At 72.7% G+C, this 14,602-nt stretch carries 11 protein-coding genes; all 11 read left to right on the forward strand.

The window, feature by feature from the left end; translation table 11 throughout:
• Positions 1–125: 125 nt before the first annotated feature.
• Complete coding sequence (locus ACIA73_RS38580; protein WP_399443659.1) at positions 126–1,046, forward strand: conjugal transfer protein; 921 nt, start codon at positions 126–128, stop codon at positions 1,044–1,046.
• On the forward strand, positions 1,043–1,345 hold the full coding sequence (locus ACIA73_RS38585) for a hypothetical protein (protein WP_399443660.1): 303 nt from the start codon (positions 1,043–1,045) through the stop codon (positions 1,343–1,345). Before ACIA73_RS38580 ends, ACIA73_RS38585 begins: the two co-directional genes overlap by 4 nt.
• The gene (locus ACIA73_RS38590) at positions 1,342–1,950 is read left to right on the forward strand and encodes a hypothetical protein (protein WP_399443661.1); all 609 of its coding nucleotides are present in this window, start codon (positions 1,342–1,344) and stop codon (positions 1,948–1,950) included. Before ACIA73_RS38585 ends, ACIA73_RS38590 begins: the two co-directional genes overlap by 4 nt.
• On the forward strand, positions 1,947–4,580 hold the full coding sequence (locus ACIA73_RS38595) for an ATP-binding protein (protein ID WP_399443662.1): 2,634 nt from the start codon (positions 1,947–1,949) through the stop codon (positions 4,578–4,580). The genes ACIA73_RS38590 and ACIA73_RS38595 overlap by 4 nt, the downstream gene beginning before the upstream one ends.
• Positions 4,577–7,468 (forward strand): hypothetical protein, encoded by a 2,892-nt coding sequence (locus ACIA73_RS38600; protein WP_399443663.1) that lies wholly within the window; start codon positions 4,577–4,579, stop codon positions 7,466–7,468. The genes ACIA73_RS38595 and ACIA73_RS38600 overlap by 4 nt, the downstream gene beginning before the upstream one ends.
• Positions 7,465–8,628 carry an NlpC/P60 family protein gene (locus ACIA73_RS38605; protein WP_399443664.1) on the forward strand — a complete coding sequence of 388 codons (1,164 nt, stop codon included), beginning with the start codon at positions 7,465–7,467 and terminating at the stop codon, positions 8,626–8,628. Before ACIA73_RS38600 ends, ACIA73_RS38605 begins: the two co-directional genes overlap by 4 nt.
• On the forward strand, positions 8,625–9,314 hold the full coding sequence (locus tag ACIA73_RS38610; protein ID WP_399443665.1) for a hypothetical protein: 690 nt from the start codon (positions 8,625–8,627) through the stop codon (positions 9,312–9,314). Before ACIA73_RS38605 ends, ACIA73_RS38610 begins: the two co-directional genes overlap by 4 nt.
• Positions 9,296–11,914 carry an ATP/GTP-binding protein gene (locus ACIA73_RS38615; protein WP_399443666.1) on the forward strand — a complete coding sequence of 873 codons (2,619 nt, stop codon included), beginning with the start codon at positions 9,296–9,298 and terminating at the stop codon, positions 11,912–11,914. Before ACIA73_RS38610 ends, ACIA73_RS38615 begins: the two co-directional genes overlap by 19 nt.
• On the forward strand, positions 11,911–12,822 hold the full coding sequence (locus ACIA73_RS38620; protein WP_399443667.1) for a replication-relaxation family protein: 912 nt from the start codon (positions 11,911–11,913) through the stop codon (positions 12,820–12,822). The genes ACIA73_RS38615 and ACIA73_RS38620 overlap by 4 nt, the downstream gene beginning before the upstream one ends.
• Positions 12,823–13,124: 302 nt before the next feature.
• Positions 13,125–13,688 (forward strand): hypothetical protein, encoded by a 564-nt coding sequence (locus tag ACIA73_RS38625; RefSeq protein ID WP_399443668.1) that lies wholly within the window; start codon positions 13,125–13,127, stop codon positions 13,686–13,688.
• A complete protein-coding gene (locus ACIA73_RS38630) occupies positions 13,670–14,578 on the forward strand; it encodes an ATP/GTP-binding protein (RefSeq protein WP_399443669.1) in 909 nt (302 codons plus the stop codon). Before ACIA73_RS38625 ends, ACIA73_RS38630 begins: the two co-directional genes overlap by 19 nt.
• The last annotated feature ends 24 nt before the right edge of the window (positions 14,579–14,602 follow it).

Raw genomic sequence — 14,602 nt, forward strand, 5'->3', positions numbered from 1 at the left:
ACACTGACCAGGAGAAACGAGACCGCCTTGTGATCGTGGTGAGGCGGATTCGGTAAGCGAACCGGTAAGCCCGGGTGGGTTGTCTGCAGGTGTCATCCCCCGCAGACAACTCCCAGGGAGTGCCGGTGTCTCCACGTTCCGCTCGTACTACTGCGTCCGACGAGGCGTCCCCGCCCGTCGCCGACGGGGCCGCGCTCGGTGCTGCCCGGCGCCGGGTGTCCACCGGCCGGATGGCCGTCTGGGGTGCGCTGGCCGCAGGGCCGGCCGCTTTGGTCCTGGCCGTGCTGCCCGCCCCGCGCACCGTGGCCGCCGCCCCGAAGGAGGCGCCCGCCACGGTGGCCATTGCCCCCGTGGCCGACCCGTCCGGGTACGCCGAACTCCTCGTGTCCTCCTGGCTGGCCAGCAGCACGAAGGTCGTGTCCGAGGCGTCCCGCCGGGTGCAGGCGATGGCGCCGGGCACCGATCTGCCGGACACGCCCGCTCCGGCCGCGATGGTCAGCGCGATCAGCGCGACGGCCACCGCCCCGGGCCGGTGGCAGGTCACCGTCGCGGCCACCGGCAGGGGCGGGTCGGTGCGGTACTTCGCCCTCCCGGTCACGGCCGGCAGTGACGGACGGTTCGCCGTCCCCGGCGGGCCTGCCCAGGTGGCCGCCCCCACCCCGGCCGCCGAGGTTGCCGAGTCCAGCTACCCGGTCGCCGTGCCCACCACCGGGCAGCCGCTGTCCACCACGGTCGCGGAGTTCCTCACCGCGTACCTCTCGGGCGGGCAGATCGACCGCTACGCCGTCCCCGGCGTGAGCCTGAGTGCCCCTCAGGCCGCTTACCACCAGGTGGAGGTGGAGCAGCTCGGCGCCGATCAGCAGGCCGCCGCCGTCGAAACGGTCGCGGCCGACGGCACACGGGTGCGGGTGCGGGCACAGGTGCGGGCGAAGGACACGGCGGGCGGAGCCTGGCCGTTGGACTACGGCCTTGACCTGACCGCGCGGGCCGGACGGTGGGAAGTGGCCGCCGTCACCGCCAGCGGCCTCACCGGGGGTGCCCGGTGAATGAACTGATTCTGGCCGGGCAGGTCGGTGTGCTCGGCGACTCGTGGATCGCGACCCTGGCCGACTGGGGCGACAAGGGGCTCAAGGCCGCGCTCATCGTGATCGTGGTCATCACCGTCATCCGCCGCGCCAGCCTGAAGGCGGGCATCGGGGCGCTGCTGCTGATGGTGATCGCGCTCGCCCTCTACGACTCCCGCAACGCCCTCTCGGACAAGTTCGAGGACGAGGTCAACAACCCGGGCACCAAGCCGAAGGCAGCTGCGGTGATGTGGGTGCGGCCCGAGGATCCGGTGCTGTGAGCGGGGCACCGGCGCGGGTCGGCCGTACGTACACCGCCGCCCGCCGCCACCCATGGGTGCTCGGGCGGGTCGGCGAGTGGAAGTTGCCGTTCGGTCCCTACACGCCGATCCAGCTCACGGTCGCCTTCCTCGGTGCGTTCACCCTGATCAAGACCGTCGGCTGGTGGGCGCCCGCGCTGGGGCCCCTGCCGATCGTCGGCTGGGCCGTCGCGGTCTGGGCGGTGCGGGGCGCACGGATAGCGGGCCGCGAGCCGTTGTCCGCATTGCTCGGCTGGAGCAGCATGCTGCTCCGCCCGCACGCCGGGCGGATCAACGGACGCGCCGCCCACGGCCGGGCCCCCCGCACCCTGCACGGCGGGTTCGTCATCGAGGCCGCCCCTGTCCCGGGAGCGAAGCCGGCTCCCGCGGCCCAGCGGGCGGCGGCCGCCCGGCGGAGCCCGGCCCCGCGGCGGCGGCCTTCCCGGGCCGCCCCTTCCCCGCGCCCCAGCGCCACACGCCCGCCGTCCCGTCCCGACCGCCGGGCTGCTGCCCCGCTGTCCCCGCTCCACCAGCGGCTCGCCGCCTCTGCCGCCGTTTCCGTTTCCACGTCCAGGAGTTCGTCATGAGGGTCCCCATCCGACACATCGCCGGTCACCTGCTGTGGTCCGTGCAGGGCACCACCTGGGCCGTGTGGCGGATCAGCCCCGAAGGGGGCCGCTACCTGAGCAGCCAGGTCCGCGAGGAAACCCTGGCCAAGGTCACCTCGCTGGTGCGCTCGCTGTCCGGAGCGCCCCGGTTCTTCGGACTGTGCGCACAGACCGACCCCGGCGAGATCGCCCTCCAGATGATCGACGGTGTGGCCATGCCACCGGGCCCCGATGGGGAGCAGCACCCGTGGGCGCAGACCACGGAGGCCGCGCTCGATCTGCTGGACGGGCAGGAGATGCACCAGCGGACGCTCTGGCTGGCCGTGCCGCTTGATGCCGCTTCCCGCCGGCACGAGGCCGGGGCCGCGCTCGCTTCCCTGTGGGCCGAGGTCTCCGCCGAACTCGGCATGCAGGCAGCCCCGGTTCGGCGCAGTGAGGTGACGGCGTGCCAGAAGCAGGCCGACCGGATCGCCGCCGCGATCGGCTCCGCCCTGGAACTGCGTGCGGCAACCCCGGCGGAAATCGTGTGGATCGTTCAGCACGCCCTGCACCGCGGCCAGCCCGAGCCGCTCCTCGCCGAGGCGGCGACCTGCGGTCTGTACGGGGGTCGGGTGCGCGGCGGCGTGCTGCGCTCTCCCTCCTATGCGGACCTGGGGCAGGTGCGGCTGACGGAGGGCGGGCAGGACGCCATCCGTGCCGAGGACGACGGCCAGGAGGAGGACGAGCAGGACACCGCGCGAGGGCTGGCGGCGAGGTTCGCCCGACGAGCGGCGCGGGCGGGTTCGCCGCTGGCGCGGCGGTGGCTGGCCGTGGAGACCGAGGACGGCACCGGCTTCCAGGCCCACCTCGTTCTGTCCCAGCTGCCCCCGGCGGTGACAGCGGACAGTGCCGATCTGCTGACCCAGCTCGAAACGCTCCCGTTCCCGGTGGACTTCACCGTCGACATGGAGATCCTGACGGCCGCGCAGTCCCGGAGGAAGATCCAGCAGAAGAAGAAGGATCTCCACGAGCAGGCCGATCAGTACGGGGCGCAGGTCACCGGGATGCCCTCCTCAGTGCCCGAAGCGGTCGGGGACCTGAACGAGATGGACGCGCGGATGTCGCGCACCTCGGTGGAGGTCGAGGTCCAGTCGGTGACCGTGCTGACGGTGTGGGGGGCCACCGCGGCCCAGTGCGACACCCGGGCCCGTGCCCTGGCCGCCGTGCTGACGCAGGCCGACTACCGGGCGGTGCGCCCCACCGGACGCCAGGAGGTCCTCTTCGCTCTGGGCCTGCCGGGCACGGCCCGCCCCGCCTCGCTCCGGGAGTTCGTGCAGCTGCACGTCTCGGAGGACTGGGCACTGATGGGGGCGGTCACCGGTGGCGAGTCCGGCGACCCGACCGGGATCTTCATCGGCTACGACCAGGACTGTGGCACCACCCGGCCGGTGCTGATCGACCCGGCCGACGCCCCCGCACAGCACGCCTCCGCATCGCTGGGAGTGGTCGGGGACCTGGGGTCGGGGAAGTCGGTGCTGCTGAAGTTGCTGAAATCGGGGGTGGTGGACCGGGGCGGGCGGGCCATCGTCATCGACCGCACCCCGGTCCGCGAGTGGGCCGCCTACGCCCAGGATGCCGCCCCCGGGCGGCATCAGATCGTGGACGCGGCCACCGCCGCCGTGTCGATCGACCCGCTGCGCATCTTCGGCGGTGCCACCGGCGCCCACTACGCCCTGTCCTATCTGACCTTGCAGCTGGGGATCGGGGCGATGTCGACGGCTGGCTCCGTGCTGCACCGGGCGGTCGAGGAGGCCACCGCGTCGGCGGAGCCGTCGATGGCCGGGGTGCTGACCGCGCTGGAGGAGATGGCCACCGCGCAGAGCGGGGCCAGTGCCCGGCGGGACGCCGCCGCCACGCTGACGGACCTGCTGCAGATCGTGGCCCGCAACCCGCTGGCCGCGATGATCTTCGACCCCGCGCTGCCGCCCCTCACCCTGACCGACACCCCCGGCTCGGACCTGGTGGTGGTCACCACCGCCGGCCTCACCCTGCCCCCCAAGGAAGCGTTCGCCCAGCCCGAAGTCCTGCGCCAGCAGCCGCTGGAGGCCCTGATCGGGCGGGCCGTCCTGTACCTGATCGCCGCCATCGCCCGGCAGGCCGCGTTCGCCGACACCTCCCAGTTCTGCACGGTCGTCACCGATGAGTGCTACTGGCTGACCGGCTCGGCGGAGGGCACCGCCCTGGTCCACGAGATCCTGCACGACGGCCGCAAGCACGCCGCCGGGATCTTCATGGGCGGCCATGACGCGAAGGAACTCGGTCCCGACCTGGGACTGCTGGCCTACCGGGTGCTCGCCCGCACCACCGACCGCGCACGCGCCGCCCGGGGTCTGCAGTGGCTCGGCCAGGACCCCACCGACGAATCCCTCCTGCGCACCGTCACCACCGACCTCTCCCCTGTCGGGCAGAAGGGCCGCGAGGGCGAGATGCTCCTCACCGCCCCGAGGCAGAACACCTGCCGCGTCAAGGTGATCATCCCGGCGCTGGCCCGGATCCGCTCCGGGATCTCCACGACCCCGGGGGCGGCGCGGCCGAGTCTGTCCAAGTCTCTTCAGGGGGCAAAGGTATGAGGGGGCGTCTGCGCCGACTGGTGCCCGCCCGGTTCGACCGGGGCACCCTGCGGGCAGCCGGATTCGTCGTGCTGCTGGCCGTCGTGTTCACCGTGGTCGACACCCAGGTCGCCGCCGCCGCCGACGGCACCAGCGGCGGAGGGACAGGGCTGCTGGCCCCGCTGAACCTGACGACCTCCGAGGGGGCCCCGCTGGAGGGCTACCGGATGGGCTCCAACCCCGGAGTGGTCCTGAATGTCGCCGACAACGCGCGGGCGTTCCTGCTCAGCGGCCTGTTCGCCGCCGTGCGCCTCCTGGTCGGCCTGGCGGGCTGGCTGGTGGAATTCGTGTTCAGCTTCCCGCTGCTGGGGCTGCTGCTGGGCCCGGCGCAGGAACTTGCCGACACCTACAAACGTCTCGTGGTCGACACCCTCGGCCTCAAAGGGCTGCTGCTGGGCTGGGCGTTCATTTTCGGGCTGATCCTGTTCATGCGGGGCAAGACGGCGCGCGGGCTCGGCGAGATCCTGCTGACCCTGATCATCGCCGCGTTCGCCGCGTCCGCGCTGATCCGCCCGGACTACCTGCTGGCCAAGGACGGGCCGCTGGACCAGGTCCACCAGGCCGCCGCCGAAGTCGCCGCCACTACCGTCAACAGCTACGACTTCGACACCCATGGAGAGGAGCCCTGCACCGGGCTGCCGGGGGCCGCGGTAGCGGCGTGTGAGCAGCGGCAGGGCGCCAAGGCAGACCCGGACAAGGTCAGCGTGAAGGGCATCGCCAAGCCGCTCCAGGATGTGCTGACCAACGCGCTGATCGTCAAGCCCTACATGCTGCTCCAGTACGGGCAGATCCTCGACCCGGCCAAGGATGCCAAGGCCTACGCCGTGCACCTGAAGTGGATCAACGGCGCGTACACGCCCGGCAGTGCGGCGCAGGGGGAGCAGAAGAAGAAGGCGGAGGACGTCTGCGACGTCGTCGACGGTCCCGCACACGACTACTGCGTGGCGGGCAACGGCGGGCCGCCCGTCAACCCCCCAACAGCGGACGACGAGCTAGGCCCGGGTGCGGTCATGGAGTACCTCTCCCCGGAGTCCCGCGAGTTCAACGCGTTCACCGAGGAACTGGGCAAGGCCGGCGAGACGGGCGCGAAGGCCGCCGCGTATGCGAAGAACAGTTCGTGGGAGCGGGTCGGAGCGGTGCTGGCGCTGCTCATCGCGGTCGTCCTGGTCGCCGCGATGATCGTGGCGATGGTCCTGGTGATGCTCGGTACCCAGGCCGCCGAGGTCTGCGCCAGTGCGGTCGGCGGGGTGGCCCTGGTCTGGGGCATGCTGCCCGGCCCGAGCCGGTCAGCGGTCTGGAAATGGCTGATGATCTTCATGGCGTCCACGCTGCTGATGTTCGCCGTCGCCGCGTTCATCCCCTTCTTTGGTATCGCCGTCGACGTGGTCCTTGTGTCCGGGCCCGACCTGTTGCTGGAACGCCTGCTGCTGGTCGACGCGGTCGCCGTGCTCGGACTGGCCTTCCACCGCCGCCTGTTGGCGTCGGCGACCGGGTTCGCCGACCGGCTCCAGACCCAGATGCGGTTTTCGAAGGTCGGCGGCTCCCATCTGGCGGGCGATTCCACCGAGTTCGGCGCAGCCTTGGCCACCTACGCAGCCGGCGGAGGCACTGGCGGCGGGGTGTCGAGCGGCATGCTCCTCGTCGGCGGCAAGGGCGGTTTCAGGGCTGGGCTGCTCGGTACTCGTCAGCGGTTGATGAGCCGTCTGGCGGCGCTGTCGGACGGCACGGGCATGCCGGTGAACGGCGGTGGCATCCTGCGGGACGCGGGCGCCGAGGCCCGCCGGGGCCTGGCCCCCGGCATGATCGCCGCTGCTGGTGGTGCGCTGGCCGTCCGCGGCGCCTACTCGCTGCTGGTCGGCAGCCGCCCCGGTGACGACCAGCTCGCCAAGTGGCGGGTGCCCACTGACCCGAAACTCCCGCCGGGCGAGCAGGACGAGGCGTCGGTGAGCGGGCCGCACGGCACCGGCCCCAACGGCCCGCAGTCCCCCGGCGGCGGGAAGAACGGCCCGCAGCGCGGCCCCCACGCCCCGGTACGCATCCGGGAAAACGGGGAGGTCCTCCACGACCCGGCGACCGACCGGCCACTGCTGGGGGTGCGGGCGCACAACCGGCTGGTGCGCCTGCGGGGTTACCGCGTCGCCCGCCGGGCGGGCCTCACCGGCTACCGGGCCACCTACGGGCTGGCCGCCACCGTCGACCGGGCCAACCAGGCACGCTCGGACCTGTGGGCGGACGCCAAACAGCAGGTCACGGTCGCCAAGGCGCAGCTCGGAGAGGATGGCCGCCAGTGGGAGCCGGTCGGACGGCCGCTGAAGGCCGCCGGACAGGCCACCCATCAGGCGGCGGTGAACACGGCGGTGGCCGGCGCGATCCTCTCCGCACCGGCACGCCGCCCCTCCTCCACGGCACCCGGTTCCTCGCCCACGCCGGTCTCCCGGGCTGCCGAAGGCGCCTCCTACACCCGTCAGCGCGTCAACGACGCGTTGTTCGAAGCGCAGCGGGAGGACTGGGAAGCCCGCCGCGCCGAGGAAGGCCGCGGGGGCGCCCCGCTGAAAGCCAGGCCGCGGCCGCAGCCCGCGCCGGAGCCGGTGCTGGATCCCGCCGAGGCGACTCCCCTCTCTCCGCAGGACGGGCCGTGCGCGCGGTGCCACCGGACCACCCGCAAGTACGGGATCGGCGGCAACCCGCTCTGCGGGACCTGCCGGGCGGCCGCCGCCCGGCCCACGCCCCCGCCGACGTCCGAGCCGAGGCGCAGGCCCCAGCCGGAGCCGGAGCCAGGCGGTGGGGACCCCGTCAACTGGACGTGGGACGCGTGGGACGTCGGTCTCGACGGTGGTGACGGGGAGTGACGGCCAAGCGGAAGCTCGGCTGCCTCGCGGTGCTGCTGCTGGTCAGCATGGTGTGCTGTGCCGCCCCGGTCTCCAGCGCGCTCAGTGCGCTCAGTGCGCTGGCCGCCCAGCCGGAGCAGGCAGTCGACGACAGCGCGGGTGGCGGCGAGGGCACGTCGGCGGACATCCCCGCCCGGATGCTCAGCGCGTATAAGAACGCGGTCAGCAAGATCGGCGGAGAAGTGCCCACGTGCAGGGGGTTGACCTGGCCTGTGCTGGCCGGGGTGGCCCGCATCGAGTCCCACCACGCCCAGGGGAAGGCGGTGGCCGCAGGCGGGGACATCAGCCCGCGCATCCTGGGCCCGCTCCTCAACGGCTCCGGCGTCGGCGGCAACACCACCGCCTTCAATGACACCGACGGCGGCAAGTGGGACGGCACCGCCACCGGCGAACGGGCCGTCGGGCCCTTCCAGTTCATGCCCGCCACCTGGAACGGCAGCGGACGTGACGGCAACGGCGACGGACAGCGCAACCCGCACAACGCCGACGACGCCGCGCTCGGGGCGGCGGTCTACCTGTGCGGGAACGGCCGCAACCTCACCGCCCGTGACCAGCTGCGCAAAGCCCTCTTCCAGTACAACCGCAGCACCGCGTACGGCAACGAGGTCCTGCAGTGGATCGACACTTACACCGAGGCCGCCCGCACCTCCGGCGGCGGAGCCGGTGCCGGAGGAACGGCGACGGGGCGGGCGAAGAAGGTCATCGACGCGGCGCTCACGATGCGGGGCACCCCGTACTCGTGGGGCGGCGGCACCGCCAAGGGCCCCAGCCGGGGCTCCTGCTGCTCCCCCAGCGGCAAAAGCGGGGCCGGCACCAGCGGGTTCGACTGCTCAGGGCTGACGACGTACGCGTTCGCGCAGGTAGGGATCAGCCTGCCGAGGACGGCGGCCGCGCAGGCAGGAAAGGGCACGCGGATCCCCGCCTCCGCCGGACAAAAGGCGCTGCGCCCCGGCGACCTGGTGTTCTACGGCTATATCGCCACCCAGAACTCCTCGATACACCACGTCGGGATCTACCTCGGCGAGGGCCGCATGATCAACGCCGCCCGGCCCGGCACGGTGGTGCGGATCGATGCCCTGTCCTCCATGCCGGATTACGCGGGAGGGGCGAGGCTGCTGTGACCCGCATCCGCACCCGCACCCGCAGCGCTCCGCGCTCCCCGCTCGTGCTGCTCGCCGCCGGCGTGCTGCTCGCCGTGCTCGGCGTGTTCCTGCTGGCCGAGCCGGCACCACCCCAGCCCGTTCCCCGCCCGCCCGCCGTCCTCTCCCCCACCCCCCGGGGGCCCGAGGACGGCGCGACCGCCCGCTTGGGCCCGGCACGCTCGGGCCTTGGTCCTGCCCAGCAGTCGGCGGCGGATCCGGTGCCGGACGCGCCTGCGGGACGGCCGAACGCACTGCCGGTCTCCGGGGAAGGACCGCGGGGCGATCCGGCCATCCAGAAGGCGGTGCGGGCGGCCGTGCCCGACGACCTCCCACCGGACACCGGGCAGGTGCTGGCCCAGCTGGGCAAGGCCGTCCAGATCGCTGAAACCACCGGCCAGGGACGCCACTTGTGGCCCGCGTACTTTCCGCCCGATCAGCCGGTGCGGGCCTACACCCGGGTCCGCATCCAGGCCTCCGCGGCCCGTGCGGACGGACCCGGCAGGGCGCTGGTCCACCTGGTGTGGGCGGGCGCCGACCCGGCGGGCACCTACCGCGACGGCCGCCCCGCCACTCTCCGCTTCCAGCACACCCCGCCCCACCCGGACAAGAAGACCACCGCCACGACTGAAGGAGACGTGTGGACGTCATGGATCCCCACCCGCTGACGCTGGCCGGGGGCGCGGCCGTCATGGACGGGGCGCTCGCCCTGGTGAGGCTGCTCGCCGATCTGGCGGGCTGGGTCGCCGCCAGCCTGTGGTGGCTGCTGCCCCTCGCCGTGCTCCTCGCCGCCGGCGGCGAGGCCCTGGCCCGCCGCCTCGCGGACCAGGCGAGCCAGTCACGGATGGCCGTGGAGCTCGTGCCGCACGACGGGTTCGAGCCGTCGCTGGAGCAGATTTTCCGCTACGGCGTGCAGTTGGTGCGTGCCTCCGGCAGCGGCCCCTGGTACGTGCCGCGCCGGGCGAAGGCGGTCCGGGTGCGGATGCGCTCGGACGGCCGCACCCCGCTGGCCTACCGCATCGAGGGCCCGGCCGGTGCCTCCCTGCTGCTGCGCACCAGCCCGTACTCCCCGGCAGTCACCTGCCGCAAGGCGCCACCGCTCAAGGCGGGGAAGGCCCGGCACACGGTGCGCGCGGAATTCGTCCTGCGCGGCCACACAGTCGGCGCACTGCGGGAGGTGCCGCTGGACCCGGACCCGTTGCAGCCGCTCGCCGACGCAGTGGCCGACCTGCGCGCCGACCTCGGAGACCTCGCGGAGATCTGCCTCGACCTCCAGCGCGCCCCGGCGTGGCAGTTGCGGGCCCGGCGCTGGCAGGCAGTCCAGGAGGCCCGCCGGAGCGAGCAGCGCGAAGCCGGCCGCGCGTCCTCGTGGGTACGCCGGGACGCCGAGCGCGCCGAGGACAGTGTGCTGAGCGTGCTGCGGGAGATGCTCAGCGGTGACCACCGGGGCAACGGGCGGCGGTGGGTAATGCCGCCCTCGCCGCGCCGCATCGACCGGGACAAGGCTCTCGGCAAGCTCACCGGCGCCCACCTGGTGCGCGTGCAGGTCCTGGTGCGGTGCACCTCCGACATCGAGGGCCGGGCCCGTGCCCGACTGCGCCAGCTCGAAGCCGCCTTGGACGTCTTTGGTGGGGAGGCCCGCTGGCAGATGCGCGGCTGGCACCTGGGGCCCTGGCGCTACTCCAGCGACAGCCGCCCGGCTTCCAAGAGTTTTGATCACCGGTGGGAGACGGGGCAGGTCCGAGCCCCGCGCTCGAACTGGGCGGCACTGGGCGAGGTGGCCGGGATGCTGAAGCCCCCCACGATGCATTGCCGTCTGCCCCTGCTGGCCACCGCCGTGCCCACCTGGCAGCCGGGCAACCCGCGGCTGGAATTGCAGGGCTGGCACCGCACCGGCGACGGCGAGCGACGGCTGCTCGCCACCTTCGAGACGGAGACTCTCTTCGAGGTCGCAGTCGGCAAGGCCGGGTGGGGCAAAACGGAGCGCGCCCTGTGCCAGGCCGTCGGACGTGCCCGCGCCGGCGGCGGGCTGCTGTTCGCCGACCCGCACGGCGATTCCTGGCACCGGGCAGCCCCGTATCTGGCCCACCCCGCACTGGCAGGACGGATCGCCCGCATCGACCTGTCCACCACCCACGGGCAGGCCCAGCTCGGCTGCTGGAACCCGCTGGGCATGGACCAGGGACAGCAGGACCACCAGGTGGTGGCCCAGGTCGTCGATGCCTTTGCCGCCGCGCTGGGCTGGAACGCGGTCAGCGCACCGCGCGCCCTGACCATCTTCACCAAGGCGGCCGAAGCGCTGGTCGCGGTCAACCAACTCGCCTGTTGGCGAAACGAGCCGACGGCGCAGGCCACCGTGTTCCAGATCCGGGCACTGCTGTCGGACCCGGGGTTCCGGGAGGCGGTCCTCGGCGCGCTCGGGCAAAGGCCGGAGGCAGCCGCCTGGTGGCGGACCACCTTCGCGACGCTGCCCGCCGACGCGCTGCCCGTCGTCCTCAACCCGCTGGACCGGCTCGCCGCCGACCCCACCGCCCGCGCTTTCCTCGGCAACCCGGTGGGGGCGTACAACATCCGCACGGCGATGGACCGGCGCATGGTGGTGTGGATCTGCCCGGCCGGGGACGGGCCCACCGACCGGCTGCTGGTCTCTCTGCTCATGCGGGACCTGCTGCGCGCCGGGCTCTCCCGCCGTGACCTCCCGGAGAACCGCCGAGTCCCCTTCAAGGGCTACCTGGACGAGCTGATCACCCTGGACGGGGCCGCGTCGGAATCGCTGGCCGCGATGCTGGAGCAGCTGCGGAAGTTCGGGGTCCGGCTGCACGGGATGACGCAACTGCTGCAACGGCTCTCCGACCCGGTGCGGGCCTCGCTGCTCCAGAACTCCTCGACGCTGACGACGACGGCCGGGTCGATGGCTGCGATCCGGCACATCACCGGTGAGTGGGGTGAGCGTGTTGCCCCCGAGGCAGTGGCCCGGCTCGGCCGCTACCAGCACTACGCCACCTTCACCGTCAAGGGCGAACGCATCGGCCCGCTGCTACTGGAGGGCCCCCGTCTCGAAGACGTCTTCGGCACCGGGGCCAACCCTGCCGAGGTCGCCGCGCTGACCCGGGCCGCCGACCACCTGGCCGGCGCCCAGCCCCTCGACCGGCTCGCCCAGCAGGCGCTCACCCACACCTCCACCGTGCAGGACTTCCTCAACAAGAACGCGCCGCAAAGGGCGGGCACCATGCCCGCCGGGAACGGCCCGAGCAAGGAGTACACGTGACCACCACAGCCCGCCCGCAGACCGGGTACGTACCCGCCACTCAGGAGACCCTGGCGCACCAGGTGCTGGCCGCGCTCGGCCAGCACCGGATGGCCACCACCGACCAGCTGCGCGAGATGCTCGGCGTCAGCCGGCAGTCGGTCGCGGAGGCCGTGAACCGCCTGCGCACGGCCGAACTCGTCGGGTTCATCCAGCTGCCCGGGGGGCGAACCCGGGCCTGGTTCCTGGACGTGGAGGGTGTGCGGATCAGCCGGGACTGGCCGGAGCTGCGCGGCCGCCCGGCCTACCCCGTCACCACCGCGACCGCCGCGTCCCTGCGCACCGCCCACACCCTGACCGTCGTCCGCACCCACCTCGCGTTCGCCCGTGACGCCCGTGCACGCGAGGACGAGCACGGGTTTTTGGACTGGACGCCGGAGGTGTCCCATCAGCTGCCCGACGGGGAGCGGCTGATCGCGGACGCCCTGCTGCGCTACACCCTCACCACCGGGGAGGTGCGTGCGAAGCTGCGGGCGTTCGTGGAGGTCGACCGGGGCACGATGAGCGCGGAGCGCCTGGCGAGCAAGCTGATCGAGTACGCCCGATTTCGGACCTATGAGCCGGTGGCGCCGGGCGGGCGGCGCAGCACCGAGGCCGCGCAGGCGGTCACCGGGCCTGCCTGGCAGCGCTGGTACCCCCGCTTTCCGAGGGTGCTGTTCGTCCTGACCGGGGGCGGGCGTCGGGCGCTGGCGAACCGGATCGCCGACCTGCGGGCGATGGCCGCCGAGCACCCCCAGGTCGCCGCGATGGCCCGTCAGGTACCGCTCGGCGCGGCGGTGCTGGAGGACATCGAGGAGCAGGGGCCCGGCGCCCCGGTGTGGACCCGGCTCGGAGAGCGTCCCGGGCCGTGCGGATGGGCCGAACTGTGAGCGCGCATATCCCCAAAATTCGCCGGACGGTCGCGTCTGCACACGACTACATGTCGATTTTCCGCAGGCACAGCATCCCCTTAAGCGCAGTATGTCCCATTCAAATCGTTGACGGCAGTGGGCAGTTGACCGTCCGTTGCGTAACGTGCCGGCTACACAGAACGATCAAATCTGCTGCTCCACCAGCCCGAACACGTGCCGCCGCACCTTTTGCAGCCCTCCACCGCCACCGACCCGGGGTCCCCATGAGCCAAGCCAGCCTTCCCGTTGCACTTCGCACACGAAACCGAATCGCCTTCAGCGTGGCGGGGGTTGCCGTCGCGCTCACCGTCACCGGCTGTTCGACCGGGTCCGGCAAGCCCGAGGCCAAGCCCGCCGCGACCGCCAGCTCCAGGCCGACCCCGCCCAAGACGCCGGCGGCGCCGCCCACCAGCGCCGACCCGCTCGCCGCCGAGAAGACCGCCGTGCTCACGTCGTACGGGAACTTCCTGCGGGAGCAGGCCAGGGCCTACGAGATCGTCGACTGGAAGGCCACCGACGTGCGCCAGTACGTCAGCGGCCGCGCACTCAAGCAGGTCCACAACGACGTGCAGTCACTCAAGAACGCAGGCAACCACGCTCAAGGAGCACCCAAGAACGACTCGAAAGTGACGAAGATCACCATGAGTGGCCGGATTCCGACCGCGACCATCACCTCGTGCATGGACGTGTCGGGCTGGAAGACCCTCGACAAGTCCGGCAAGGCACTGCCTCCCGTGCCCGGGGCGCTCGACCGCTTCGTCATGGTGAGCAGCCTGGAGAAGTGGCCCAATGGCTGGATGACCATCGCGGAGAAGCCGGAGGGCGCATGCGCACCGGGCGCGTAGGGGCCGCCGCCGTCGCGGCCGCCCTGGGTTTGGTCCTCCTCAGCGGTCCGGCAACGGCGGTGCCCCTGCCCAACGACGGCTCGTTCGGCAACTGTGCGGGCCGCTTCGGGGCAAAGTGCGTGACCGCCAAGGACGTCAAGAAGAGCCAGAAACGTCCGGCGGCATCCGGGAAGAAGCCGGCGTCTTCCCGTCCGGGCGCAGGCGGGGGCAAGCCGGACCCGAAGGCGCCGGTGTGCACGTCGCAGCCGATGGTCCCGCAGCCGCCGCCCGGCAGTGCAGAGCGGGGCGGGGTGACCGGCACGGTCTATCAGTTGGAGTGCGCGGAGCAAGTGGGCAACCCTGCCACCACGATCGACTTCGTGGGTGGTGGCGGCGCGGGCGGAGGTGCCCCGGTCCCGGCGGTCGACCCGGTGGTGCTGGCCCATCAGGCGGTGGACCAGATGCTGCTGGAGGGGCCGACGATCCAGACCGCGCCGAAAAAGGGGGCGACCGGGCTGGTGGGGTTGCCGGTGTGGATGTGGAGTGCGGTCTCGCCCACGACGACCGGTCCGAACACGGCGTCGGCGACGGCCGGAGCGGTGACGGTGACCGCGACGGCGACGGTGACGTCGATCCAGTGGTCGACCGGTGACGGCGCCTCGGTGACCTGCGCCGGGCCCGGCACCCCGTACACCGCGGCCTACGGCAAGAAGCCGTCGCCCACCTGCGGTCACACCTACACCCGCACCTCCGGCAAGCAGCCCGGCGCCACGTACACGCTGACCGCGACGTCGACGTGGGCCATCGAGTGGCAGGTCCAGGGCACCGCGCTGGGCGGCGAGTTGACCGAGACGCGGACCGCAATCCCGCAGCAACTGGCCATCGGCGAGGCCCAGGCGGTCGGCAGCTGACGCTGCCCCGCCCCATCAGAGAGG

It is taken from the genome of Streptomyces sp. NPDC051561, from assembly GCF_044454195.1.
Lineage (GTDB): Bacteria > Actinomycetota > Actinomycetes > Streptomycetales > Streptomycetaceae > Streptomyces.

Excerpts from the sequence above, each read along its gene's own strand:
- ACIA73_RS38630 (WP_399443669.1), top strand. The coding sequence starts at position 13,670 with ATGCGCACCGGGCGCGTAGGGGCCGCCGCCGTCGCGGCCGCCCTGGGT.
- ACIA73_RS38595 (WP_399443662.1), top strand. The coding sequence starts at position 1,947 with ATGAGGGTCCCCATCCGACACATCGCCGGTCACCTGCTGTGGTCCGTG.
- ACIA73_RS38600 (WP_399443663.1), top strand. The coding sequence starts at position 4,577 with ATGAGGGGGCGTCTGCGCCGACTGGTGCCCGCCCGGTTCGACCGGGGC.
- ACIA73_RS38615 (WP_399443666.1), top strand. The coding sequence starts at position 9,296 with ATGGATCCCCACCCGCTGACGCTGGCCGGGGGCGCGGCCGTCATGGAC.